This window comes from Acinetobacter sp. UBA5984, from assembly GCF_002429925.1.
GTDB classification, from domain to species: Bacteria; Pseudomonadota; Gammaproteobacteria; order Pseudomonadales; family Moraxellaceae; genus Acinetobacter; species Acinetobacter variabilis.
Genome location: NZ_DJBE01000073.1, coordinates 1 through 23,776, shown reverse-complemented (window position 1 = coordinate 23,776; position 23,776 = coordinate 1). Strand labels below are relative to the sequence as shown.

Sequence of the window (23,776 nt, the reverse complement as noted above, 5' to 3'; positions counted from 1 at the left end):
ATTGGTTTTCGTGGAAAATAACAAAGCAATGATAACACAAACGACGGGTTGGAAATCCGCATTTACAGCATTTCTGGATCGACGTGCCCTGATCATGCTGTTTCTCGGATTTTCAGCCGGTGTCCCGATTCTTTTGATCTTTTCCAGTTTGTCTTTATGGCTCGGTGAAGCCGGAATCAGTAAAAGTGCGGTGACTTTTTTTAGCTGGGCTGCACTAGGCTATTCATTTAAGTTTGTCTGGGCGCCATTGATTGATGAATTACCTGTCCCATTTCTGACCAAAGCTTTGGGTCGCCGGCGCGCCTGGCTATTGATTGCTCAGATCCTGATTGTAACTGCGATTTCAATTATGGCTTTTTCAGATCCAGCATTGGGGCAGGCACATTTACAGCAGATGGCACTAGGTGCAGTCCTGCTGGGATTCTCGGCTGCAACGCAGGATATTGTCATTGATGCCTATCGTATTGAGCTGGCCGAAACTCAGATGCAGACCGTACTGGCATCGACCTATAATGCGGGTTACCGGATCGGGATGATTGTGGCTGGCGCTGGAGCTCTGTTTCTGGCGGCATATTTAGGCACGGCCAAAGGCAATTATATCTATGATGCCTGGAAATGGACTTATCTGGCGATGGCAGTGGTTATGCTGGTTGGGATTATTACTACACTGGTCATTCGTGAGCCTCAGGTGGATCGGATACGTAAAGATTACCAGCGCAGTGATTATTTCCGTCTGGTTGGCGTGTTTTTTGTGGCTGTTATAAGCTTTGTGCTGAGTTATGTCTATTCCGGTGACTTGGTATCGAGTATCACTGAACAGTGGGCGATTCAGGATACTTTTGCCTTATTCTGTTTTGAGGCTTTACGCTTTATCGGTTCAGGTGCTGTTGCTTTCGGTGTGGGTACGATTCTGGTCAAAGTGGGTGCTGTGAATAAGCAGATGGCATTCGAAACCTGGGTCAATCCCGTAGCAGATTTCTTTGATCGCTATGGCTTAAAGCTGGCTTTGGTGTTGTTATTGTTGATCGGTTTCTATCGGGTCTCCGATATTATTGCCGGTGTGATTTCCAATGTGTTTTATCAGGATCTAAATTTTAGCAAGGAGCAGATTGCTGAAGCTGTGAAAGTGTATGGGGTAATTTTCTCCTTGCTTGGCGGTTTTTTAGGTGGCTTGCTGGCCCAGAAAATGAACATCATGAAACTGATGTTTGTAGGCGCGATTCTGGCCTGTTCAACCAATCTGATTTTTATTGGCTTAGTGAAGTCTGGTGAAAAGCTGGGGCAGGTCGAAGTTCAGGTAGGTCAGCAAACCTTTCGGGCAGATACAGATGAAGTCGGTTACTGGAAACTGAATGTACCCAATACTGCTTTTAAAGAGGCCGAACAGATTCAGGTTCGTGCACATTATCTGAATCATCCGGCAGATGCAGTACAAGTCAACCTGCCTTATCTGCAACAGAATGATTCGAAAGCAGCACAATTACAGCTTCTGCCTGTTACCACAGATAACCTGATCAGTGCCAATGAACAGGAAAATAGCATCGTGGTTCGCGGTCAGTATCTAGGGCCGGATTTAACTGCAGAGCAAAAAATTGTATTGGAGCTGAATGGCGATAAATTCGAAGCCAAGCTGGATGAAGGACGTGTCTTTAGTGCTGCTATTCCTGCCGAAAAACTGATTGCTGCACCTGTGAAGCAAATCAATGCAAGCTTAATGCAGCAAGAGCATCCGATAGTTGCCCAGCAGCATTCATATGCTGTGGACTTGTCGCAGACCCAAGCCAATCCGATGGATATCGATGTTCAGCCAATTATAATTGGAACTGGTGAGAATGTCGAAATTCAGGGTAAAGTGATTAAACCTTATAGTTCATGGTGGCTGTATTTTGCAATTATTGTCGATAATCTGGCTGCAGGTCTCGCAGGTGCAGCCTTTATTGCTTTCCTGTCCAGTCTGACCAGTGTGTCCTTTACCGCTGTTCAGTATGCTATTTTTAGCTCACTCATGACTTTAACCCCTAAGATTTTAGGTGGATATTCAGGTACTATAGTGACCAATATGGGTTATCCGAATTTCTTCCTGATGACCACTTTAATCGGGATTCCAATCCTGATTCTGGTGGTTTGGGTGGCAAAATTACTCGGTGAACACCAACAACAATCTGTAAATAAGGATGATTAATATGCGCATGCTGCATACCATGTTACGTGTAGGCAATCTGGAACAATCACTCAAGTTCTATACTGAGGTTCTTGGTATGACTTTACTTCGTAAGCGAGATTATGAAGAAGGTCGTTTTACCTTGGCTTTTGTAGGTTATGGCGATGAAGAAAATCACACTGTGCTTGAACTGACCCATAACTGGGATACAGAAAGCTATGACCTGGGCAATGGCTACGGTCATATTGCGATTGCGGTAGATGATGCTTATAAAGCCTGTGAAGAAATCAAGGCACGTGGTGGCAATGTTGTTCGTGAAGCTGGCCCAATGAAAGGCGGTGTCACTGTGATTGCATTTGTGGAAGATCCAGACGGTTATAAAATCGAATTGATCCAGCAAGACAATAACGCACGTAATAACTAAGTGTTATAGAGCGAGATATGTGAAATGTATTCATGTATGGATGAAAATATTCCATCAATCTGAATGCATAACATGGACCCGGCATCTGTTAAGATAGCCGGGTATTTTTTATCGAATAATAAAATTTTGAGGGAAGGAAATCAGATGCTTAAACTGCTGGCATTGGACCGCTTTACGATCTTGCTCTTTGTTATGGTGTTACTGGCCAGTGTATTGCCAGTGTCAGGGCAGGCAGCTGAACTCTTTAGCTGGATCACGACAGCAGCCATTGCCATCCTGTTTTTCCTGCATGGTGCCAAGCTTTCGCGTGAAGCTGTAATTGAAGGCTTGATGCACTGGAAATTACACACTTTGGTCTTTGCCTTGACCTTTGCACTCTTTCCAATTTTAGGCTTGCTGGCAAAGCCAATCCTATTGCCAATGCTGGGGCAAGAATTATATTGGGGATTCCTGTTTATGTGCTTCTTGCCATCAACCGTACAGTCTTCCATCGCCTTTACCTCAGTGGCTCAAGGGAATATTGCCGGTGCAATCTGTAGTGCTTCATTTTCCAATATTATCGGGATGTTCATTACACCGATGCTGGTCGCATTCTTTATCCTTGGGAAATCTCAGCATGGCTTTGATCCGACAGCATCGATTCTACAGATTACGCTGCTGTTATTAGTGCCTTTTATTTTAGGTCAGTTACTACGTCCATGGATTTTCCCAAAAATGCAGAAGATGCCCAAGATCGTTAAAGTATTCGATCAGGGCTCAATTCTGATGGTGGTTTATGGGGCATTTAGCAGTGCGGTGGTGGCTGGGCTTTGGCGTGAAGTCAGCTTAAGTACTTTGCTCTTGCTGCTGCTGGCATGTTCGGTTTTATTGACCATTGTGATGCTGTTGTCGCTATTTATTCCACGCTGGTTGGGCTTTAATCGTGCTGACCAGAAAACGGTGTTCTTCTGTGGTTCCAAAAAAACGCTTGCCAGTGGTGTACCGATGGCACAGATTCTGTTTATTGGTCAGCCACTTGGCATAATTGTTTTACCAATTATGATTTTCCATCAAATCCAGCTCATGGCCTGTGGTGTGATTGCGAATCTCTGGGCCAAACAGGCCGTACATACAGAAGAATAATTCGCTTATTGGATTTGTTTGCCGTATAATACCGCCCAACTTGTTGTGCTTAGCTCTGACGGTATCCGTCTCGGTGGGCCAAAAGAATGGTCTGTTGTGGTGTTGATCTGCCTGAATCCTGATTCTGGCCCTTCCTCAATATTTGAGAGTGATCAATTGCGATGACAGCAAAACCTTCTTTCATCTTAATGGAGTAATCGACGATGCGCGCCGATATTCACCCAAAATACGAAAAACTAGTTGCTACTTGTTCATGTGGTAACGTAATCGAAACTCGTTCAGCTGTTGGTAAAGAAACTCTTTACCTAGACGTATGCTCAGCTTGCCACCCATTCTACACTGGTAAGCAAAAGAACGTTGACACTGGCGGCCGTATCGACAAGTTCAAACAACGTTTTGCTGGTATGTCACGTTCTGTTAAACGTTAATACCCAAAATGAAAAAACGGGCTTTATGCCCGTTTTTTTTGTGCCTGCAATTTAGAAAATCATTTCACGTTTCTAGATTGAAAGGCGAGTACAAGACCTTAGTGGTCTTGTACATCAATCAGATGATCCAGTTTTTTCTGGAAATAATCACCCTGAATAAAGCGTGCATCGACGTTCCAGGCATTCGCAAATAAGGTCATGTCATTCAGTTCACGGATCATGATATTCACTGGTTTGATTTCATTGTACGTGGTGATTTTTTCCTGTAACTGTTCAATTTCAGCATCATTGTTCAGCATCTTGGTCAGTTTGCTATCCAGGCTCAGACCATTGATATCAAACTCACGTAGTAGGGTTTCACTATACATTGAGTGACCAAAGTTACGAATCGCAATTCGCGCGCCATGTTCACGTAAAGTACGTAGATATTTCTGCGCATCCTGCTGGTTCATCAGGATATCTTCTTCTGAGAACTGTAAAGTTAAAGGATGTTCGACTTTACTGCGAATAATGGTAATTAGTTTGGAAATAAACTCAGGAAAAGTACGGTCTTTAAATAGTACCGCACGGTTCAGGTTCACGATTAAACGGGCATCCGGATACTGGGTAATGAAGTTGTGCAATTGCTTGCTTGATTCAACCAGAATCCAGCGATCGAGTTTAATAGATAATTCATCATCTTCATTGAGTTCTATCAAGGAAGAAATGTCCTGCCATTTATTTTCAAAGATAAAGCCACTAGTCACCTCATACATATAGAGGTTGGTATCTTCTTTATCATACAGCTGTTGATATTTCAGATGAATTTCACCACGTTCCAGACATTCACGCAGTGCTTTTAATACTGGCGATGTAGTCAGTGGTACAGCACTGACTGCTGGACTGACCGGTATGGACTCAGGCGCTGGAATAACGGGTTCTGAAACCGTGAAGTCAATGCTTGGCATTGAAATCGATTCCTGAGTCGTTGCAGGAATATCCAGAACAAACTCAGAAGTTTTTTGTGCTTGTGGTAAAGGAGTAGAGAAAGCCCGACCGATTAATTCATTACAATGGCTTTCATCACGCAGTTCACCGTCAAGCAGGGTATAACCGATGCGCAGATTGAGCGGATAAGTTTGCTGATTCACTGTAATGAGCTGTGGTTTGGTCAATGAACCTAGTCCAACCAGTTTGGATTCCAGAATGTCTTGCGCATCTGCCTGAATGATCCCCACCAGAACATCATGTTCCAGTTTGAAGAGCGGAATACGAACCTGCTCTTTCAGGAATTTCTTAATTTCATGGAAGTAACCTATGTAGGTCGCCCAGTCACCATTCAGGACTTGCGGCTCATACGCAGCAAAGGAGAAAGTGATCAATGCATTGGCTTTGGCCGGTTCACGATTGAGTTCACGCTTAAGTGACTGTAAGGTATTTGGCTTGTTTGCAACTTTTTCAGAAGAGGCACTTGCCTGAGTAGTCGCTGTATCAATCGTAATTTGTAGTGCATCTTCTTCAGCACTAGATGCCAGAAATTCCAGTTTTAATGGATTGGCAGCAGCCACATTTGGATTCGACGAAGTAATATCAAAACGGCCTAAATCAAACTGGCCCTGAGAAATCTTTTTAAAGCGGGTTTTAAAATCATTCAAATCTTGCGGCTGTAACAGGTCTAAAAGCGGCAGACCGATAATATCATCCTCGCTTTTAAGGCCAAACAGTTTGAGATAATCGGCATTAGCCTGAATATGGATGCCTTCCTGAATGGTTGCGACCGCACGGTTACTGTCTTCTACCAATGATTGTGCCTGGCTTTGTGCAGTTTCCAGTTCTTCAATTAAATGGCGCTGTGCTTGCATCGTACGGCTAAAGGAAAGGGCACGTACCAGATTAAGGAAGAAGCGGCCTGGGTAATCCAGATTCAGAATGTCAAAAATACCTTTACGGATATACTGGGCATATTGTTCAGCCTGATAATCTTCTGGTTTTAACAAAAGAATAGGAAGGTCAGGTTGCTGCGAAAGTTGAACCAGACTTAAGGCCTGTTCATATTTCAGATCATACGCACGACCAAAAATAATCAGGTCCCAGTTAAAGTTTAACTGTTTTTCAAAAGATTGCAGATCATCAAGCAGAACGGCATCGACCTGATATTCATTGCTGGTTAAGAGATCACGGATTTGGTTATATCTAATTTGATTATCATCAATGATCAGTAAACGTGTTTCAGTACGTTTTAACTTTTTAGACAATAATGGATTTCTCACTTCAATGCTTCCCATAAATCGTGATTTCTAGTTTCATTCAATTGCTTATGTATAAAGTTTTCGATGATATCTTCTTCTTGATCATTTAATAATTCATAGTCAAAACGGATAAAACTTTGTGTAATGAGCTGCGCCTTGGTCAGGTAGATTCTGAGTTCTTTTTGGCCAAGTCGTAAATGAATGGTCTGTTTTTCCCTAAACATTTGTGAGCCAGAGACAATAATACTGGTTGAGACCTGATCAAGCTGGGTCATCTGTACCAGAATGGCTGGCTGATAATTGACACTGTGTTTGTCGGTACGGGCATAGACTGCGCAAGGGAACAGTTCCTGTGCGAGAATTTCCAGACCAATTTCCAGACTTTTATCAGCAGACTGTTTGATCCAGCGAATGACACCACCACGCCACTGGCTTTGAGATTTTTCCTGAACCAGAATAAATTCGCCAGTTTTCAGATTGGCAGGTGTGATACCTGACCATTTAATCCGGTAACCATTAACACTGATATCGAGAACTTCAGCGGTATGAATCTGTTTGGCTTCGCGATCGAGCGCCTTGATACTGCTGAATCCGCTTGGAACGGTATTATGCATTGAGCTGATAAAACTGCTTTCGCTCTGGAAACCATAATTACCTTCCAGTTCCAGCGTTTCATTAAAGTTTTTACCCTTAGACAGATAAAAATGCGCCACCGTTAAGCCAAAGCAGATATTGATCTGTGCAGAATATTCATAACGCTCATGACGGCGTTCGACATTATTCGAAAGCAGGTTATAGATATGAAAATGCAGGGCAGGCGTCAGGAACAGCTTTTCATTACGTGACAGATATTGGGCATTTTTGCTTTGAGTGCCGGTCAGGTGTTCCATCAGGTTTTGTGTCGAAATATAGAAGCTCGGCTGGAAATGCTGACCCTGATGAGAATTTAATAAAGGTGGATGATCTTTGCTGGCATCAACCACATAACGTGATAGCGTGGTTTCTTTCGGTAGAATCTGAACCAGTTTCGCCCAGTCTGCACTACATAAATATAAGCCCTGAATTTCAGCAGGACGAATCTGATGAGTATTAAAAATATCTAGTAAGATCAGTCGTGCATAGGCTTGGGCAATATTCTGGATTTCGTGCTGGGTGCCAAGAACCTGATTAATGTTGGTCTGATAGAAATTATTGTCCATCGCACATTCCAGCAACTGATGTGCTGCCAACCACTGGCCAGCGCCAGGTGTGCTATACAGCATATGCTGTTGATAGAGCAGCAGGCTTAACTGTTGCAGACCATAGTAAATGGAAACCATCCGGGCACTTTGCAGACTTTTCTTTTTGCCCAAGGAAAATAGTGAAAACTTTTGATGATTCAGCTGATGATTACAGCGTTTGGCAATATCTATATAGATCTTGGCAAAATAGCTGCGTAACAGCATGGCCAGCTCAATAATCTGGTCATTGCGATCCGTCGTGATCAAACCCTGATTGACGAAATGTTTCTCAAGACTGGCCAAAACATTTTCAAGGGTAGGGTGCAATACCTGAATCAGGTCAAAACGCAAGGTTTCCGCACATTTCAGTTCGGAAATTTCCAGTAAAGCACTGAACAGAGATTTGGATGAATTCCCCAATTGCAGGATTGAAATTCCTGCGACCCATTCCTGCAATGCTTTGGCATTTGTGGGACAAAAACTTAGCTGTTCTATGGTGAGTTCAGCCGTTGTCTGAAAAATGTCTGCAGTATGCTTACTCATCTTTATTATTTAACTCAAAAATGTTGAAACCCCAAAAAGCGGTGTCTTATTCTTCTCACCCGCTATTTCTCGAACTAGTTTAGGAACCAGATACCCCGGTAGGTTCGCTAAAACTTCTGTATAAATCTCATTGATGTGCTCAGCAGGTAAATCAAAATGATGCGCACCTTTTACTTTATCAAGTACATGTAAATAATAGGGCATCACTCCAGCATCAAACAAGCGATAGCTTAAATCAATCAAAACTTGAGCAGAATCATTAACCCCTTTTAATAAAACTGCCTGATTGAGTACCGTGATCTGATGCTGAACCAGCTGATTAAGCTGCTTACAGGTCAGGTCATCCAGCTCTGATGCATGGTTCGAGTGTACCACTAGAATAATACGTAGCCTACTGTTTTTTAACATGCTTAGTAGCTCTTCGTCGATCCGGTTTGGGATCACAATAGGAACTCGTGAATGTATTCTTAAAAATTTGAGATGTGGTACCGATTCTAGTCGTTCAATCCAGGTTTTTAATTTTCGGTTAGATAAGGTCAGTGGATCACCGCCACTCAGAATTACTTCATTAATATCTGGCTGGCTTTCCAGATATTGTTTGATATTAATCCAGTCCTCATTTTTAGGCAGGTTTTCCTGATAGGGGAAATGGCGTCGGAAACAGTAACGACAGTGAACTGCACAGGCACCGGTTAAGGTCAGTAAAAAACGTGACTTATATTTATGTAGAACACCAGGCTGCTGATTGGCTTGTTCTTCACCTAGGGGGTCGGTGACAAATCCCGGATGATCTTCCAGTTCCAGATGATGCGGTAACACTTGTAATAAAAGTGGATCTAAAGGATTGCCTAGCTGCATTCTGGAAGCAAAAGCTCGTGGTACACGTAATTTAAAGGCTTGAGAGGCCAGAAGAGCACCAGATAACAGCTGATCTGGGGAAAGCTGTAAAATCTGTAGTAGTTCCTGTGGATCGGTGATCAGGTCGCTCAGTTGCGATTGCCAATTTGCTTCTTGATATAAATACTGTGTCATGCCGGAAGATCAAAAAAAGATGAAGACGATAGCCAGAAGTGAGCAGTTTAGCAGTTTGTCTAGAGATGGGAATGTGAAAGCTGGCTAAAATTTCTCTAAACACGATCAGTTTGCTATGGTATGCAAAAGCATAGAGACTTTTATATGCTTGGAAGACTGGTTGTGCACCAGTATTGGAATAGCTGATGCTAAGTTAAGCAGTGTCAGCAAGTTAAAACCGATTTTTTCGTTGCGACTTGGTGTATTGCTCATTTAGAATACGCAACATTAAATGAATGTGCATGTGGCAACTCATGTTCGTGTCAGACTTGCTAAATGACATTGCAACAGCCCATAGCATCAATAGCTTAAAGTTAGTAAGTTTGGAGTGAGCCAATCATGGCCTATTATTCTACGAACGATTTCAAGTCTGGCCTGAAGGTTATGCTTGATGGTAACCCATGTTCAATCATGGAAAACGAATACGTTAAACCAGGTAAAGGCCAGGCGTTCAACCGCGTTAAATTACGTAACCTTCGCAGTGGTAAAGTTTTGGAAAAAACTTTTAAATCTGGTGATTCTCTAGAAGCTGCAGACATCGTAGAAGTAGAAATGGAATACTTGTACAACGATGGCGAAATGTGGAACTTCATGGATCCTGTAACTTTCGAACAGATCGCTGCTGATAAAACAGCAATGGGCGATGCTGCAAAATGGTTAAAAGACGATTCAAATGAAAAATGTACTATTATGTTGTGGAATGGCGTACCTTTAACAGTAAGCCCACCAAACTTTGTAGTATTAAAAATTGTTGAAACTGATCCGGGTGTTCGTGGCGATACTTCTGGCGGTGGCGGTAAACCAGCGAAACTTGAAACAGGTGCAGTAGTACGTGTTCCATTATTCGTTCAGCAAGAAGAAAGCGTTCGCGTAGACACCCGTACTGGTGACTATTTAGAACGTGCATAATGGTCGGAAAATAGACTATTATCAAAGGGGATGACTAAAATCGTCCCTTTTTTTATGCCAAAGTCTTAGAGGAATTCGAAAGGAACAAGCGTAAAGTCGCAAGGGAAAACAGCAGTACCTCGAATAAAAAAATCACGCTGATTTATATGCTTCACAAAATGAGGGATTGAATGGAAACTTTACAACAGAAGTCAACCATGACTTCGAAAATCATCTGGCTCCTGGTAGCCATAGTCGGGGCAGTCTCCTTCGGGATACTTGCACTCAGTCGTGGTGAGCATGTGAATGCAGTCTGGCTGGTACTGGCCGCAGCCTGTGTGTATAGCATCGCTTACCGTTTCTACAGTTTATTTATTGCCAATAAAGTTTTTGAACTGAACGCACGCCGTTTAACGCCTGCCCATCGTCTGGGTGATGGTCTGGATTATGTGCCGACCAATAAAAGTGTGTTATTCGGTCACCATTTTGCCGCGATTGCCGGTGCGGGTCCTTTAGTCGGTCCAATCCTTGCAGCACAGATGGGTTACTTGCCGGGCACGATCTGGCTACTGGTCGGTGTGGTACTGGCAGGTGCGGTACAGGACTTCCTGGTATTGTTTATTTCTACTCGTCGTGACGGCCGTTCACTGGGTGAAATGGCGAAACAGGAACTGGGTACCTTTGCCGGTATTATCGTGATGCTCGGTGCGCTGGGTGTGATGATCATCATCCTAGCAGTATTGGCGCTAGTCGTTGTTAAAGCACTGACCAACAGTCCATGGGGCGTATTCAGTATTGCCGCTACGATTCCGATCGCCATCTTCATGGGTATCTACATGCGATTTATCCGTCCGGGTAAAATTGCAGAAGTTTCGATCATTGGTTTCGTATTGATGATGCTTGGCATTATCTATGGTGAAAACGTTGCACAGCATCCCTACTGGGGACAGTTGTTCACTTTAACTGGTACTGAACTGACTTGGGCTTTGATCATTTATGGTTTTATTGCATCGGTATTGCCCGTCTGGTTATTACTTGCACCGCGTGACTATTTATCTACCTTCCTGAAAATTGGTGTGATTGCCGGTCTGGCGATTGGCATTCTGTTCGCGATGCCGGAAATGAAGTTGCCAGCGATTACCAAATTTGTCGATGGTACAGGCCCAGTATTCGCGGGTTCAATGTTCCCATTCCTGTTTATTACCATTGCCTGCGGTGCGATTTCCGGTTTCCACGCACTGGTTTCTTCAGGAACAACACCGAAACTGGTCAACAACGAACGCGATATCCGGATAATCGGCTATGGCGGTATGCTGATGGAATCCTTTGTAGCGATCATGGCTTTGATCTGTGCCGCGATTCTTGATCCAGGTGTGTACTTCGCGATTAACTCACCAGCAGCACTACTAGGTACAACCGTAGATACTGCGGCTGAAGCAGTACGTAATCTTGGTTTTGTGGTAACACCTGAAGCACTGACATTGCTGGCACAGGAAGTAGGTGAAAATTCGATTCTGTCACGTACGGGTGGTGCACCAACTTTCGCGATTGGTATGGCGCATATCATTACCGAAATCTTTAACAGTCGTGAAATGATGGCCTTCTGGTATCACTTTGCAATTCTGTTTGAAGCTTTATTCATTCTGACCGCAGTAGATGCGGGTACTCGTGCTTGTCGCTTCATGGTTCAGGACACAGTTGGTATCGTGATTCCTGCGGTAAAACAATCTCATAACTTCTTCGGTAATATGCTGGGTACAGCCGTTGCTGTTGCGGGTTGGGGCTTCTTCGTTTATCAAGGTGTCGTTGATCCATTAGGCGGTATTAACAGCTTATGGCCACTGTTCGGTATTGGTAACCAGATTCTGGCTGCAATGGCATTGATTCTGGGTACAGTCATCCTGTTCAAGATGAAGAAAGAGAAATATGTGTGGGTAACCATTGTTCCAACCGTATTCCTGTTTATTACTTCAATGACGGCTGGCTGGCAGAAGATTTTCCATGAAAATCCGAAAATCGGTTTCTTGGCACAGGCAGAGCGTTTCAATACGGCAATTGCGAATAATGAAATTCTGGCACCAGCGAAAACCCTGGCTGAAATGCAGACTGTTGCAATGTCGAACCAGATCAACGCAGCACTTTGTGGCTTCTTTATGATTGTGGCGTTTGTAATGCTATTTGCTGCAATTGGCGTAATCCGTCGAGCCCTAGCGAGCCCGGTACCAACAGTAAATGAAGCAGAAGCAGTATATGGCGATCCTGAAGAAATTCAGCCTGCAAAAGGACATTAAGGAGCAGCGCATGAACTTGAAGTTTGCTAAAGGTGGAAAAGCGGTTATCTATAAAATCATCAAGATGACCGTGATGTCACAAAAAGACCTGATCCTGAACCCGAAAAACTGGTCACGGATTGCGACATTGTGGCAGCGTTTACAGCAGAGTTTCCGCCTGATGGTGGGTGTGCCTGATTATCAGACCTATTTGGCGCATATGAAAAAGCACCATCCTGATCTGGAAGCGATGGACCCTAAAACATTTTATCGTCACTGTGTAGATTCTCGTTATCCATCTGCCGGTGGAGAGATGAAGAAGTGTCCATGCTAATGCATGAATAAAATGAGCGCCTTTCGGGGCGCTTTTTTATGGGAAAATTTTAGGATTCAAACAAGATAAAACAAAATCATGATCTATTTTGACATTGGGAATTTAAATTTTTAAAAGTCTCTATCTTTTAGGTATAAGTTCAGATCTCAAAGATTTTTAATAGCTGGTTATTTCTAATAAATATGCCAATCAAAATGCAACTTATCTAAACTTTAATCTTAAAGCTTCAATTAGTTCTTATAGCAAATCTAATCATGTAAAATTCCCAATTTATTCCGTAGAAATAAAGCCGGCAGATGACTGATCTTTGGGGAATTTTAAAAAACAGTGTATGTTAATCCTACAGCATGTTTTATTAGGGAAAATATTGTGATCTGGGGCATGAAACAAAAAGAAAAGCTGGATATTGCGCACGATAATGATGAGCTTGAACAGAAGCTGGCTGATTATGCACCCAAGATTCAAAAATTTTTCGAAGAAATTAATGCGATTGTTCTGGATAAACATGCACAGACCAGATTAGCACTATGCTGTCTGATTGCAGGCGGGCATGTTTTGTTTGAAGATTTACCTGGTTTGGGCAAGACAACATTGGCAAGCAGCCTAGCCCATCTCGCAGGACTGAAATTTCAGCGGATCCAGTTTACCAATGACATGCTGGCTAGTGATGTGATTGGTATCAATATGTTTAACCAGAAAGAACATCAGTTCGAGTTTAAACAGGGACCTATTTTTACCCAGATTTTGCTGGCAGATGAAATTAACCGTTCCAGTCCCAAAACTCAGAGTGCCTTGCTGGAAGCGATGGAAGAAGGCTATACCACTGTGGATGGGATACGTTATGCCTTGCCTAAACCATTTTGGGTAATCGCAACCCAAAACCCGTTATTTCAAAGTGGCACTTATGCCTTGCCTGAATCTCAGCTAGACCGTTTTTTAATGCGCCTGTCTTTGGGTTATCCATCCCGTCATGCTGAAAAACTTTTATTACAGCAAGAATCTCGTTTTGCTTTGATCGCTAGCTTGGCACATGTATTTACTGAAAATGAAGTGCTGGAATTACAGCAGTTGACCCAGCAGATTTTTATCAGTGAAACGGTCCAGGAATATATGCTGGATCTTGCGGAAGAAACTCGCAAGAAACGCCAAGGCTTATCAACACGAGGTTTGCTGGCGCTTAAACGTGCAGCACAGGCCAATGCCATCATTCAGCAACGTAGCTTTGTAACTCCAGACGATGTGCAAGCCGTTTTTGTGGCAGTCGCCGCCCATCGTCTGGGACTGAGCGATGCAGAAACATTAAATGTGATGCAACAGGTTGCAGTCAGTTAAAGGAGTCCGCTCTTGGATAAAACCTGGCAAAACTGGCTGGCGAAACGTTTTCAATTTTCACAGCAAAAACAGCTTTCCCAAAAGGATGTACTGGTCTTTATTTATCAGCAGGGTTATCTATATCTGGTTCTGATTTTTATCACCTTTATTGCTGGCGTGAATTATGCCAATAACCTGATCTTAGGTTTCTGCTTTCTGATCAGTGCAGTGCTATGTGTCAGCTTCTATCTGACCTTTAAACAGTTGCATGATCTGGATATTGAAATGGTTGCTGAAGACGTCGGACAGGTGGGTGATGCACTCAATTTGCATTTTTATTTTCAGCAAGCCACAGCCCGGCCGCGTTATCTGTATATTAAGGCCGGCAATCAGCTGGAGAAAGTTTATCTGACTGAACAAAAGCAGCATTGGGTGCTGCCATTTTATGCAGAACGTCGCGGTAAATTTGAGTATCCGGTGATTCAGATCTATTCAGTCTATCCTTTTGGTCTGGTTCGAGCATGGACCTACCTTTATCATCATCAGTTTGCCTGGGTGGCACCCAAAGCCCAAAATAACACTTCGGAAAACAAGATTTATCAAAATAGCTTTGAACCGGATATGGATGAGTTCCGTGAATTACGAAATTATCAATCTGGAGACTCATTGCAGGCGGTTTCCTGGAAACAGTTTGCACGTGGGCAAGGCTTATATGTCAAAGTCTTTGAACAGTATCAGGATGAACATAGCATTGAGATTCATTATGAACATATGCCTAGCCAGTCGCATGAGGAGAAACTGGGCTTGATGATGGGACTGATTGAGCAATGTGAGCAGCAGCAATGTGCATATGCGTTACATTTACCACAGGTAGAATTGCCGCAGGGAGCAGGTGAAGAACAGTTACGTAAGGCTAAACAATTATTGGCTCAGGCATAACGGGTGAATCTATGATTGATGGAAAAATCCGAATTTCGATCGTCTTGACCCTAGGCTTGATCATCCTTGCCCAAGTAGCTTTCATCCCGGTGCTGCTCAGTATTATCTTTGTCATTAGCCTACTGTGTATCTGGATTTTTCTTAAACGGCAAAAGCCATTTCCTAAAATAGGGACTTTTCTACTCACTGGTTTGGCATTAGGTAGTATTTATCTCAGCCACCAAAGTTTTATTGGAGTGGAGGCAGGTGTTGCAGTTCTTTCCACTTTTTTATTTGCCAAATCACTGGAAACGAAAAACCGGCGGGATCTGATTATCCTGTTTAATTTTGCGCTTTTTGTTGCGGCCAGTTCATTTCTATATAGCCAGTCTTTTGGTATGGCTGTTGTGATTATTCTATGCTTGTTGAGCTGTCTAATTGGTTTATACCGGATTCAGACCAGTGAGTTTCAGCAGAGTCAGCAATCACCACGTATAGCCTTGCAGCAAGATGCCAAATATGTTGGCAGCTTTGTGCTTTATGCTCTGCCGTTTTTTATTTTGTTATTCATCTTCTTTCCGCGTTTGCCACCGCTTTGGCATATCCCGATTCCAGAAAATAAAGGCGTGACCGGGATCGGTGATAGTATGTCACCGGGAGATATTGCTGAATTATCTCAATCTAATGCTTTGGCTTTCCGGATTATTGGTAATGTTAGTAAACTGCCGCCACGTTCAGAGTTGTATTGGCGGGCATTGGTGCTAGATGAGTATGATGGACAACGCTGGACCAGTAGCTTTATTAATCAGCAGCCTTTAATCCGTCAGCCTGGAGAAGTTGTTCCAGTATCCCCATCAGGGTGGAATTACCAATATCTGGCTGCTGATCCTTCTGTGTTCTGGGTGATGGGGCTGGAAAAATCGATGCCTTTGGAACGCCGTTATTATAATCGTCAGGATTGGAGTATCGTACCAAGGCGTTTGACCCAAAGGGTAGAACCGATTCATCTGCAATGGCTAGGTAGTCAAAATACTGAAAGTATTTTACCGGAGCAATTTGTTCAGCGACTGAATACCCAGACTCAAATCCATTTGGATACTCAGGCACAACAGTTGGCACAGCGTTTATATCTACAAAGTGGGGAGGATCCGCGACGTTATATCCGAACAGTCTTGAACTGGTACCAGCAAAATCATTTTGTATATACCCTGAAACCAGGTGTACTCGGCAAAAACCGGATTGATGAATTTCTGTTTAAATCCCGGCAGGGTTTTTGTGAACACTATGCTTCCAGTTTTGTGATGCTTATGCGATATGTGGGAATTCCGGCACGTGTGGTCACAGGTTATCAAGGTGGACAATTGGCACCCGATGGGAAAAGTTGGGAGGTTCGTCAGTTGGATGCTCATGCCTGGACAGAAGTCTGGATTGACCAAAGATGGCAGCGTTTTGATCCTACCGCAATGGTAGCTCCGCAACGTATTGATGATGGGATGCAAAACTTAATCTCGCAAGATGAGCGAGTATGGGCAAGTCATTCTGGTTGGACATCACAGCGTAATGTATGGCTGACCAAACTAAGAGTCTGGAGTGATTATGCAAGTTACCAATGGCAAAGTAAGGTCGTGGGCTATAATGCAGAATCTCAACAAGGCTGGTTAGCGAAGCTAGGTCTAAGTTCAGTTTATTCCAGTGTGATCATTCTCATATCCGGTATTGGCATACTCATATTGCTTTATATTCTAAAAATCTACCTTAAAGCTCGACAATTACAGTCACCCTTTGATTACTCCATTCAGCAATTTAATCAGACTTTAAAAAAAGATTTAAAAAGACAACCTGCAGAGACTTTTCACCAATGGATGTTAAGGCTATCTCAGCAAGTTCAGGATAAAGATCAGTCTGTATTTTTTGAAGCAATCAGACTATTTGAAAAATCAATTTATTCTGGTAGGGAATTCTCAGACCAAGATCTGAAACAATTCAAAGATTTGCTTAAAACTTGTACGTATATATTGAAAATTAAATGAAAAGGCTTGTCTTAGGATCGAAAAATTTATAATATGCCAAGCATTCTAGGTGTATAGCTCAGTTGGTTAGAGCGCTACGTTGACATCGTAGAGGTCTCCAGTTCGAGTCTGGATATACCTACCAAGATTCAAAACTAATGTTATAAGGGTTTTAAGCGAAAACAGTAGCTTAAAACCCTTTTTTTATGCCTATAGTAAAAAAGTACCTTTATCCGCATTATCTTTAAAATTACTGCTTTTTACCGATTATAAGGCTTAAATTACGTCATGAAACTATTTAAGTTAAGCTAAGAAAAAGCAAAAGACAGGGCTTCCAAATATTCATTTTTATGACACGCGACATGAAGCACTCAACCCTTTGTGAATAATTAGAAATTATCGATTGATGTGCTGGCCCTGATCACTGGGCGTATATCAAGGTGCTTGTAAATACTTACTACATCCGGGATCGAAGATTTTGCTAACATGTTAGAGGCAGCATACGAAAAGCCTTATTCAGTTAATGGGGTAGGGTAACTATGTGGGTAGTGAGGCTGAGGATTTGTGTGTGATACGAGATTGTTAATCTTCAGTTATTGTAAAGTGATGAATTATTAGGTCAGTATTATTTGTATCATATATTATAGAAACTAATACATCATATATAGCAGTTAGCTCATCTAGGCTATTGAAAGCGCTCTTTCTATTTATACGCTTATACATATCAAAAGTATTTTTTTGAACTTCTTCAGCATGGTTAATTTTTTCTTTAGTGGGTGTAATTAACTTTCGAATATCACCTTCTATTACTTCGCTATTCTGATCGAGTGATTTGATAGACCCTTACGACAATTCTAATATTTTTTGTAAGTTATTTATTTTTAATACGTTTTATCCAAAGCTATGAGTAACATATTAAGGCATTGTATTTTTAATTCAAATTTTCTTTGTTCATCTGCACGATCTTCCTATTTTTTTTGCAATTTTTATCTGTTCAATTATTTGTCTATAATCAAAAATTGCAGACTTAGCGCTAATATGCCTATCAGAATCTGAATCTGTCCTGAATTGCTCTTAGCCCCTGTCGAAAAACTAACTAAATAATTCAGCATAAAATAGACTTCTTGCGTTAGTCANNACTTTCGCAAGAGGTCTAATAAGTCCTTATTGTAAGTTAATCAGCATTCTACCCAAATTTAATTAGAAGATTCTTATTAATTAAACCAACGTACTGGCATCATCTAAAGCCTATTAAACCAATAAAACCAATTTTTTATTTGAATTACGGTTGATACATTTCCAGTGTTTGTAAAGGTAATTAAAAAAATGCACATAATTTAAACTGAAGAAAGAGTAGAAAGGTGACTATTATTTAGGTTGTCTTAAGCCTTCAGGATCAACTATCAATTTATCAGGTGCAGATCATAAATTTCGATAGGAAAGCACAGATCTGTTTCAATTCGCTTTTTAACCCATACTTATGGAAATTACGGTCATTGATAATTTATTTTCATGATACCCAACATGTAGATAAAAATTGATGGCAAAAAACTGAATTAAGCACACTTTAAGTTTATAGGTGAATTTGTTTGATTTTTAATTTAAGTAATTGAATTGTAATGCTTAAATTATAGTTTTTGGTAAAATTAAGCAAAATTCGCAAATTAACCTTCTAATGCAAAAATCACATGGTTTGGCAATGTGCCAATTCGAAAAAAGGTTCATTTTCACGTAGAATACTGCTGTCGGTGAATCACACTGACGATCTATACGAATTTTTTAGGCAAAGTTGAATATGTATTGATATTCCTTTGACTGAGGTGCAACCAGCACCACTACTTTCAAAGTTTATTTAAGTAACCGGTTCGCTGAAATTAGGCCAAAAGCCTGATGATCAGAAACTCAATCCAAAGCAAGGGGCTATATATGGCTGGTGGAAAGTCAACAATCATTTACACACTGACCGACGAGGCGCCATTATTGGCGACTTACTCTCTACTGCCGATCATTGAGACCTTTACTAAGCCGGCGGGCGTTGAGATTGTTAAGACAGACATCTCTGTAGCCGCACGCGTACTTGCAGAATTCGCAGACTATCTAAGCGATGAGCAGAAAGTTTCAGATAACCTGGCAGAATTAGGTCGTCTTACCCAAGATCCAGATACTAATATCATTAAACTCCCTAATATTAGTGCATCTGTTGCTCAGTTGACGTCATGTATTAAAGAACTTCAGTCTAAGGGCTATGCACTGCCTGACTATCCAGAAAACCCGACTACTGAAGAAGAAAAAGCAATTAAAGCGCGTTATAGCAAGTGCTTAGGTTCAGCAGTGAACCCGGTACTTCGTGAAGGTAACTCTGACCGTCGTGCGCCGACAGCAGTGAAAAACTACGCGAAAAAACACCCACATTCTATGGGTGAATGGAAACCTTGGTCACAAACTCACGTTTCACACATGCAAGAAGGCGACTTCTACCATGGTGAAAAGTCTATGACTTTAGACCGTGCGCGTAATGTGAAAATGGAACTGATTACCAAGTCTGGTGAAACTATCGTTCTTAAGCCAAAAGTTGCGCTTCAAGATGGCGAAATCATCGACTCAATGTTCATGAGCAAAAAAGCACTTTGCGACTTCTATGAAAAAGAATTAGAAGATTGTAAAGAAGCTGGCATTCTGTTCTCTTTACACGTTAAAGCGACCATGATGAAAGTGTCACACCCGATCGTATTCGGTCACTGTGTGCGTATTTACTACAAAGATGCATTTGAGAAACACGGTAAACTGTTCGACGAGCTAGGCATTAACGTAAATAACGGTATGGCTGGTCTTTACGAAAAAATCGAATCTTTACCGACTTCTTTACGTGAAGAAATCATTGAAGATCTTCACGCATGTCAAGAACACCGTCCAGCACTTGCGATGGTTGATTCAGCAAAAGGTATTACTAACTTCCATTCTCCAAACGACGTGATTGTAGATGCTTCTATGCCTGCAATGATCCGTACTGGCGGTAAAATGTGGGGTGCTGATGGTAAACCTTACGACTGTAAAGCAGTCATGCCTGAATCTACTTTCGCACGTATTTACCAGGAAATGATCAACTTCTGTAAATGGAATGGTAACTTCGACCCACGTACTATGGGTACAGTTCCTAACGTTGGTCTGATGGCTCAAAAAGCTGAAGAATACGGTTCTCACGACAAGACTTTCGAAATTCCAGAAGCTGGTGTTGCGAACATCACTGACCTTGAAACAGGTGAAGTGTTGATGTCTCAAAACGTGGAAGAAGGCGATATCTGGCGTATGTGCCAGGTGAAAGACGCACCGATCCGCGACTGGGTGAAACTGGCTGTGACTCGTGCACGTAACTCTGGCATGCCTGCTATCTTCTGGCTTGACCCGTACCGTCCACACGAAAACGAACTGATCAAAAAAGTTCAAACATACCTGAAAGACCACGATACAGAAGGTTTAGACATCCAAATCATGTCTCAAGTACGTGCGATGCGTTACACACTTGAACGTGTTGCTCGCGGTCTGGATACTATTTCTGTAACTGGTAACATCCTGCGTGACTACCTGACTGACTTGTTCCCAATCATGGAGCTTGGTACTTCTGCGAAAATGCTGTCTATCGTGCCTTTAATGGCAGGTGGCGGTATGTACGAAACTGGTGCTGGTGGTTCTGCGCCTAAACACGTACAACAGTTGGTAGAAGAAAACCACTTACGTTGGGATTCTCTAGGGGAGTTCTTGGCATTGGCTGTTTCTCTGGAAGAAATGGGCATTAAAGAAAACAATGCACGTGCGAAACTGCTTGCGAAAACACTGGATGCTGCGACTGGTAAATTGCTTGACAATGACAAGTCTCCCTCACGTCGTACTGGCGAGCTAGACAACCGTGGCAGCCACTTCTACCTAGCTAAATTCTGGGCTGAAGAACTTGTAGCGCAAGACGAAGATGCAGAATTGAAAGCGAAATTTGCACCGATCGCTCAATCTCTTGCTGAAAATGAAGAGAAGATCGTAAGCGAATTGAATGCAGTTCAAGGCCAATCTGTAGATATCGGTGGTTACTATGCGGTTGATCCTGCGAAAGTAAATGCTGTAATGCGTCCAAGTGCTACATTGAACCAAATCATTGAGTCACTAAACGCTTAATCAGGCTGTACTAGCTTTAAAGCTCGTAAAGTGAATAAAACCGGTGCTTAGGCGCCGGTTTTTTATTGTTTTTAGATATACATTTAGATAAGAAATGAAGAAAAGACATTCCAGTTAAGTTTCTGATATATTGTCATTTGATTGAATAATCGAAATGATTAAAAAATAATTCTGAACTTGTTATATTGATTTAAAGTATAAACGCTATATTAAAAAAGGTTTTATTGACCTGGGTAGGGTAGAGCCATGAGTAATCAGATATTCATACAGCAGACTTTTGATGGTCCGGTGGATATTATTGGCGATATTCATGGTGAGATCGACGCGCTACAACAATTGTTAGAAGTATTGGGCTACGATCTGCAAGGTCGTCATTCTGAACAGCGTAAACTGATTTTTGTCGGGGATCTGTGTGATCGTGGACCAGACAGTATCGCTGTCATCAGACAGGTTAAAACCTTAATAGAAAATGGCAATGCGCAATGCATTCTAGGTAATCATGAAATCAACTTGTTAACCGATACGCTACGGGAAGGCAATGGCTGGTTTTTTGGTTCACCGCATCAGGATGATCTCAAAACTTTTGATTCAGTTCAGGCTTCAATTCAGGATCGTGCATGGATTCTAGAATTTCTAAACAGCCTGCCTTTGGCTCTAGATGCACCCCATTTAAGAATTGTGCATGCTTGCTGGGATACGCAGGCAATTCAACAATTGAAATCTGTTCCTTTTAATTCAATCAGACAGGCTTATGATTATTTTGTCCTGAAAAATGAGCTTGAGTTGCAGACGTTAGGCTTTGATGAATATATCCAGAGTGAACAGCAGCAATACCAAGGACAATTCAAGGATCCAGCAGCTAGCATTCCCTTATTAAAATATATCGCTGAGAAAGAGTTACGCGACCAGATGCAAAATCCGATTCGTACCTTAAGCTCAGGCGCAGAGAAAATTGCGCAACGTCCAGTCTATGCAGGGGGACGCTGGCGCATGATTGATCGTTTGCCATGGTGGGAGTGTTATACAGATACGATACCTGTCGTGATTGGCCATTATTGGCGAAACTTTAGAACCACCGAAGAAAAATCCGGTCTGTTTAAGCATATTGATGCCCTGCAATGGTTTGGACAGCAGCAGAATGTATTCTGTGTGGACTATTCAGTAGGCAGGCGTTATCGTGACCGACAGCAACAGGCTGAGTATGCTCATCATCTTGGGGCTTTAAGACTGCCTGAAAATCTGGTGATTTTTGAAGATGACCAGCAGTATTTCACTCAAAAAATGACGTAAAAAAAGCAGCCACGAAGACTGCTTTTTTAATGAAATTAGCGGATCATTCCACTTCTACAATTTCAAAATCGTGGGTGATTTCGACACCACCATCAGACAGCATTTTGCTGGCAGAGCAGTATTTCTCAGCAGAAAGCTCTACCGCTTTAGCGACTTGTTTCTCTTTGATGCCTTTACCGCTGACCACAAAGTGTAGATGGATTTTGGTAAATACTGCAGGAATTGTATCGGCGCGTTCTGCTTTTAATTCACAGCGAACATCAGTAATTTCCTGACGTGCTTTCTTTAAAATTGTCACAATGTCAAAAGAAGCACAACCGCCCAGACCGGTTAAAATCAGTTCCATTGGGCGAGGACCACGGTTTTCACCGCCATATTCAGGTGAACCATCCATGATGATACTGTGACCACTTTGAGTTTTTGCTTCAAAAGCAACATTCTCTAGCCAATGAACACTCGTTTGCATTGCAACTACCTAAAAAAAGCTATAAATTTACGAAGTAACTGTACACTAACATAAATTGGGTTGATAAGGAATTTCAATCCCACTGTGTGACAAGTTCACATTAGGTCTTGTGCGATCTATAAATTATCCATATTCGGAACTGTAAGCATGACTTCAAACTTTTCACAATTAAGCACAGACGCACTTTCGCCGGGGCAACTACCTGTATCAGTGAAAGCGTTATTAAAACGTGCATATATCAATCGCTATCCAAAACGTACCACGATCGTGGATGCAGGGTCAGAATCTAAATCTCTGTATTTAATTCTGAAGGGGTCTGTGTCTATCATTCTTCGTGAAGATGATGAACGTGAGATTGTGGTAGCTTATTTAAATGCGGGAGACTTCTTTGGGGAAATGGGTCTTTTCGAAGCAAATCCACAGCGTACTGCGGAAGTGCGTACTCGTGATGTCTGTGAAATTGCTGAAATTACCTATGAAAACTTTCATGAAATTAGCAAACAATATCCAGACCTTAGCTATGCAGTTTTTGCCCAGCTGGTTCGCCGTCTGAAAAATACCACACGTAAAGTGACTGACCTGGCATTTATTGATGTATCTGGTCGTATTGCGCGTTGTCTGATTGACCTGTCATCTCAGCCAGAAGCGATGATCTTGCCAAATGGTCGTCAAATCCGTATTACCCGTCAGGAAATCGGCCGTATTGTAGGCTGTTCACGTGAAATGGTCGGTCGTGTTCTAAAAACTCTAGAAGAACAGGGCATGATTGAAACCGATGGTAAGGCGATTCTGATTTTTGATGCATCGCTGGAAGAACCTGAAGCACTGGGTGCTGGCGAGTTCGAAGACGAATAAGCCAAAAGCACGATAAAAAGCAAATCTTCGGGTTTGCTTTTTTTATTCCTGTTTATGTCCCGTCCTGAAATAAG

At 42.1% G+C, this 23,776-nt stretch carries 17 protein-coding genes and 1 tRNA gene; 14 read left to right on the top strand and 4 right to left on the bottom strand.

From position 1 onward, the window contains the following. Positions 1–10 precede the first annotated feature (10 nt). From B3J29_RS12500 to rpmE, 4 genes are all read left to right on the top strand, one after another. On the top strand, positions 11–2,182 hold the full coding sequence (locus tag B3J29_RS12500) for an AmpG family muropeptide MFS transporter (protein ID WP_414632217.1): 2,172 nt from the start codon (positions 11–13) through the stop codon (positions 2,180–2,182). Between the two features lies 1 nt (position 2,183). After that, entirely contained in the window at positions 2,184–2,585 is a 402-nt protein-coding gene (gene gloA, locus B3J29_RS12495) for a lactoylglutathione lyase (RefSeq protein WP_004782618.1), read from the top strand. A 144-nt stretch (positions 2,586–2,729) separates the two neighbouring features. Continuing rightward, positions 2,730–3,707, top strand: a complete 978-nt coding sequence (locus tag B3J29_RS12490) for a bile acid:sodium symporter family protein (protein ID WP_034170026.1) — start codon at positions 2,730–2,732, stop codon at positions 3,705–3,707. A gap of 203 nt (positions 3,708–3,910) precedes the next feature. Beyond that, positions 3,911–4,135: a 50S ribosomal protein L31 gene (gene rpmE, locus B3J29_RS12485; protein WP_004782616.1), complete on the top strand. Its 225-nt coding sequence runs from the start codon at positions 3,911–3,913 to the stop codon at positions 4,133–4,135. Between the two features lie 98 nt (positions 4,136–4,233). Here the strand turns inward: rpmE and B3J29_RS12480 are convergent, their stop codons facing one another. From B3J29_RS12480 to epmB, 3 genes are read right to left on the bottom strand one after another with little or no spacing between them, the layout of a single operon-like run. Further along, positions 4,234–6,399: an EAL domain-containing protein gene (locus B3J29_RS12480; RefSeq protein ID WP_034170025.1), complete on the bottom strand. Its 2,166-nt coding sequence runs from the start codon at positions 6,397–6,399 to the stop codon at positions 4,234–4,236. Then, positions 6,381–8,126, bottom strand: a complete 1,746-nt coding sequence (locus B3J29_RS12475) for a GTPase (RefSeq protein ID WP_261634913.1) — start codon at positions 8,124–8,126, stop codon at positions 6,381–6,383. The genes B3J29_RS12480 and B3J29_RS12475 overlap by 19 nt, the downstream gene beginning before the upstream one ends. A 9-nt stretch (positions 8,127–8,135) precedes the next feature. Further along, positions 8,136–9,158: an EF-P beta-lysylation protein EpmB gene (gene epmB, locus B3J29_RS12470; protein WP_261634912.1), complete on the bottom strand. Its 1,023-nt coding sequence runs from the start codon at positions 9,156–9,158 to the stop codon at positions 8,136–8,138. 378 nt (positions 9,159–9,536) lie between these two features. Here epmB and efp point away from each other — a divergent pair, with 378 nt between their 5' ends. From efp to B3J29_RS12425, 9 genes are all read left to right on the top strand, one after another. Further along, positions 9,537–10,106, top strand: a complete 570-nt coding sequence (gene efp / locus B3J29_RS12465) for an elongation factor P (protein WP_004782608.1) — start codon at positions 9,537–9,539, stop codon at positions 10,104–10,106. Between the two features lie 170 nt (positions 10,107–10,276). Next, the gene (locus tag B3J29_RS12460) at positions 10,277–12,376 is read left to right on the top strand and encodes a carbon starvation CstA family protein (protein ID WP_005235012.1); all 2,100 of its coding nucleotides are present in this window, start codon (positions 10,277–10,279) and stop codon (positions 12,374–12,376) included. Between the two features lie 10 nt (positions 12,377–12,386). Then, a complete protein-coding gene (locus B3J29_RS12455; protein WP_104426300.1) occupies positions 12,387–12,689 on the top strand; it encodes a YbdD/YjiX family protein in 303 nt (100 codons plus the stop codon). A gap of 381 nt (positions 12,690–13,070) precedes the next feature. Beyond that, positions 13,071–14,021 carry an AAA family ATPase gene (locus B3J29_RS12450; protein ID WP_175967295.1) on the top strand — a complete coding sequence of 317 codons (951 nt, stop codon included), beginning with the start codon at positions 13,071–13,073 and terminating at the stop codon, positions 14,019–14,021. 12 nt (positions 14,022–14,033) lie between these two features. After that, on the top strand, positions 14,034–14,939 hold the full coding sequence (locus B3J29_RS12445; protein ID WP_034170023.1) for a DUF58 domain-containing protein: 906 nt from the start codon (positions 14,034–14,036) through the stop codon (positions 14,937–14,939). An 11-nt stretch (positions 14,940–14,950) separates the two neighbouring features. Beyond that, the gene (locus B3J29_RS12440) at positions 14,951–16,948 is read left to right on the top strand and encodes a transglutaminaseTgpA domain-containing protein (protein ID WP_034170022.1); all 1,998 of its coding nucleotides are present in this window, start codon (positions 14,951–14,953) and stop codon (positions 16,946–16,948) included. 47 nt (positions 16,949–16,995) lie between these two features. Further along, positions 16,996–17,072, top strand: a tRNA-Val gene (locus B3J29_RS12435). A gap of 1,781 nt (positions 17,073–18,853) precedes the next feature. Beyond that, positions 18,854–21,091: an NADP-dependent isocitrate dehydrogenase gene (locus B3J29_RS12430; protein ID WP_034170011.1), complete on the top strand. Its 2,238-nt coding sequence runs from the start codon at positions 18,854–18,856 to the stop codon at positions 21,089–21,091. A gap of 246 nt (positions 21,092–21,337) precedes the next feature. After that, on the top strand, positions 21,338–22,381 hold the full coding sequence (locus tag B3J29_RS12425; RefSeq protein ID WP_286965706.1) for a metallophosphoesterase: 1,044 nt from the start codon (positions 21,338–21,340) through the stop codon (positions 22,379–22,381). Between the two features lie 43 nt (positions 22,382–22,424). Here B3J29_RS12425 and B3J29_RS12420 read toward each other — a convergent pair whose 3' ends face one another. Next, positions 22,425–22,847, bottom strand: a complete 423-nt coding sequence (locus B3J29_RS12420; protein WP_004782528.1) for an OsmC family protein — start codon at positions 22,845–22,847, stop codon at positions 22,425–22,427. A gap of 147 nt (positions 22,848–22,994) precedes the next feature. On the opposite strand from B3J29_RS12420, the gene crp reads away from it, so the two are divergent. Continuing rightward, positions 22,995–23,702 (top strand): cAMP-activated global transcriptional regulator CRP, encoded by a 708-nt coding sequence (gene crp, locus B3J29_RS12415; RefSeq protein WP_005235028.1) that lies wholly within the window; start codon positions 22,995–22,997, stop codon positions 23,700–23,702. The last annotated feature ends 74 nt before the right edge of the window (positions 23,703–23,776 follow it).

Bases quoted from the DNA above. Each gene is read 5' to 3' on its own strand.
- B3J29_RS12440 (WP_034170022.1), top strand. From the start codon at position 14,951: ATGATTGATGGAAAAATCCGAATTTCGATCGTCTTGACCCTAGGCTTG.
- B3J29_RS12450 (WP_175967295.1), top strand. From the start codon at position 13,071: ATGAAACAAAAAGAAAAGCTGGATATTGCGCACGATAATGATGAGCTT.
- B3J29_RS12455 (WP_104426300.1), top strand. From the start codon at position 12,387: ATGAACTTGAAGTTTGCTAAAGGTGGAAAAGCGGTTATCTATAAAATC.
- rpmE (WP_004782616.1), top strand. From the start codon at position 3,911: ATGCGCGCCGATATTCACCCAAAATACGAAAAACTAGTTGCTACTTGT.
- B3J29_RS12425 (WP_286965706.1), top strand. From the start codon at position 21,338: ATGAGTAATCAGATATTCATACAGCAGACTTTTGATGGTCCGGTGGAT.
- B3J29_RS12480 (WP_034170025.1), bottom strand. From the start codon at position 6,399: ATGGGAAGCATTGAAGTGAGAAATCCATTATTGTCTAAAAAGTTAAAA.
- crp (WP_005235028.1), top strand. From the start codon at position 22,995: ATGACTTCAAACTTTTCACAATTAAGCACAGACGCACTTTCGCCGGGG.
- epmB (WP_261634912.1), bottom strand. From the start codon at position 9,158: ATGACACAGTATTTATATCAAGAAGCAAATTGGCAATCGCAACTGAGC.
- gloA (WP_004782618.1), top strand. From the start codon at position 2,184: ATGCGCATGCTGCATACCATGTTACGTGTAGGCAATCTGGAACAATCA.
- efp (WP_004782608.1), top strand. From the start codon at position 9,537: ATGGCCTATTATTCTACGAACGATTTCAAGTCTGGCCTGAAGGTTATG.
- B3J29_RS12430 (WP_034170011.1), top strand. From the start codon at position 18,854: ATGGCTGGTGGAAAGTCAACAATCATTTACACACTGACCGACGAGGCG.
- B3J29_RS12460 (WP_005235012.1), top strand. From the start codon at position 10,277: ATGGAAACTTTACAACAGAAGTCAACCATGACTTCGAAAATCATCTGG.
- B3J29_RS12475 (WP_261634913.1), bottom strand. From the start codon at position 8,126: ATGAGTAAGCATACTGCAGACATTTTTCAGACAACGGCTGAACTCACC.
- B3J29_RS12490 (WP_034170026.1), top strand. From the start codon at position 2,730: ATGCTTAAACTGCTGGCATTGGACCGCTTTACGATCTTGCTCTTTGTT.
- B3J29_RS12420 (WP_004782528.1), bottom strand. From the start codon at position 22,847: ATGCAAACGAGTGTTCATTGGCTAGAGAATGTTGCTTTTGAAGCAAAA.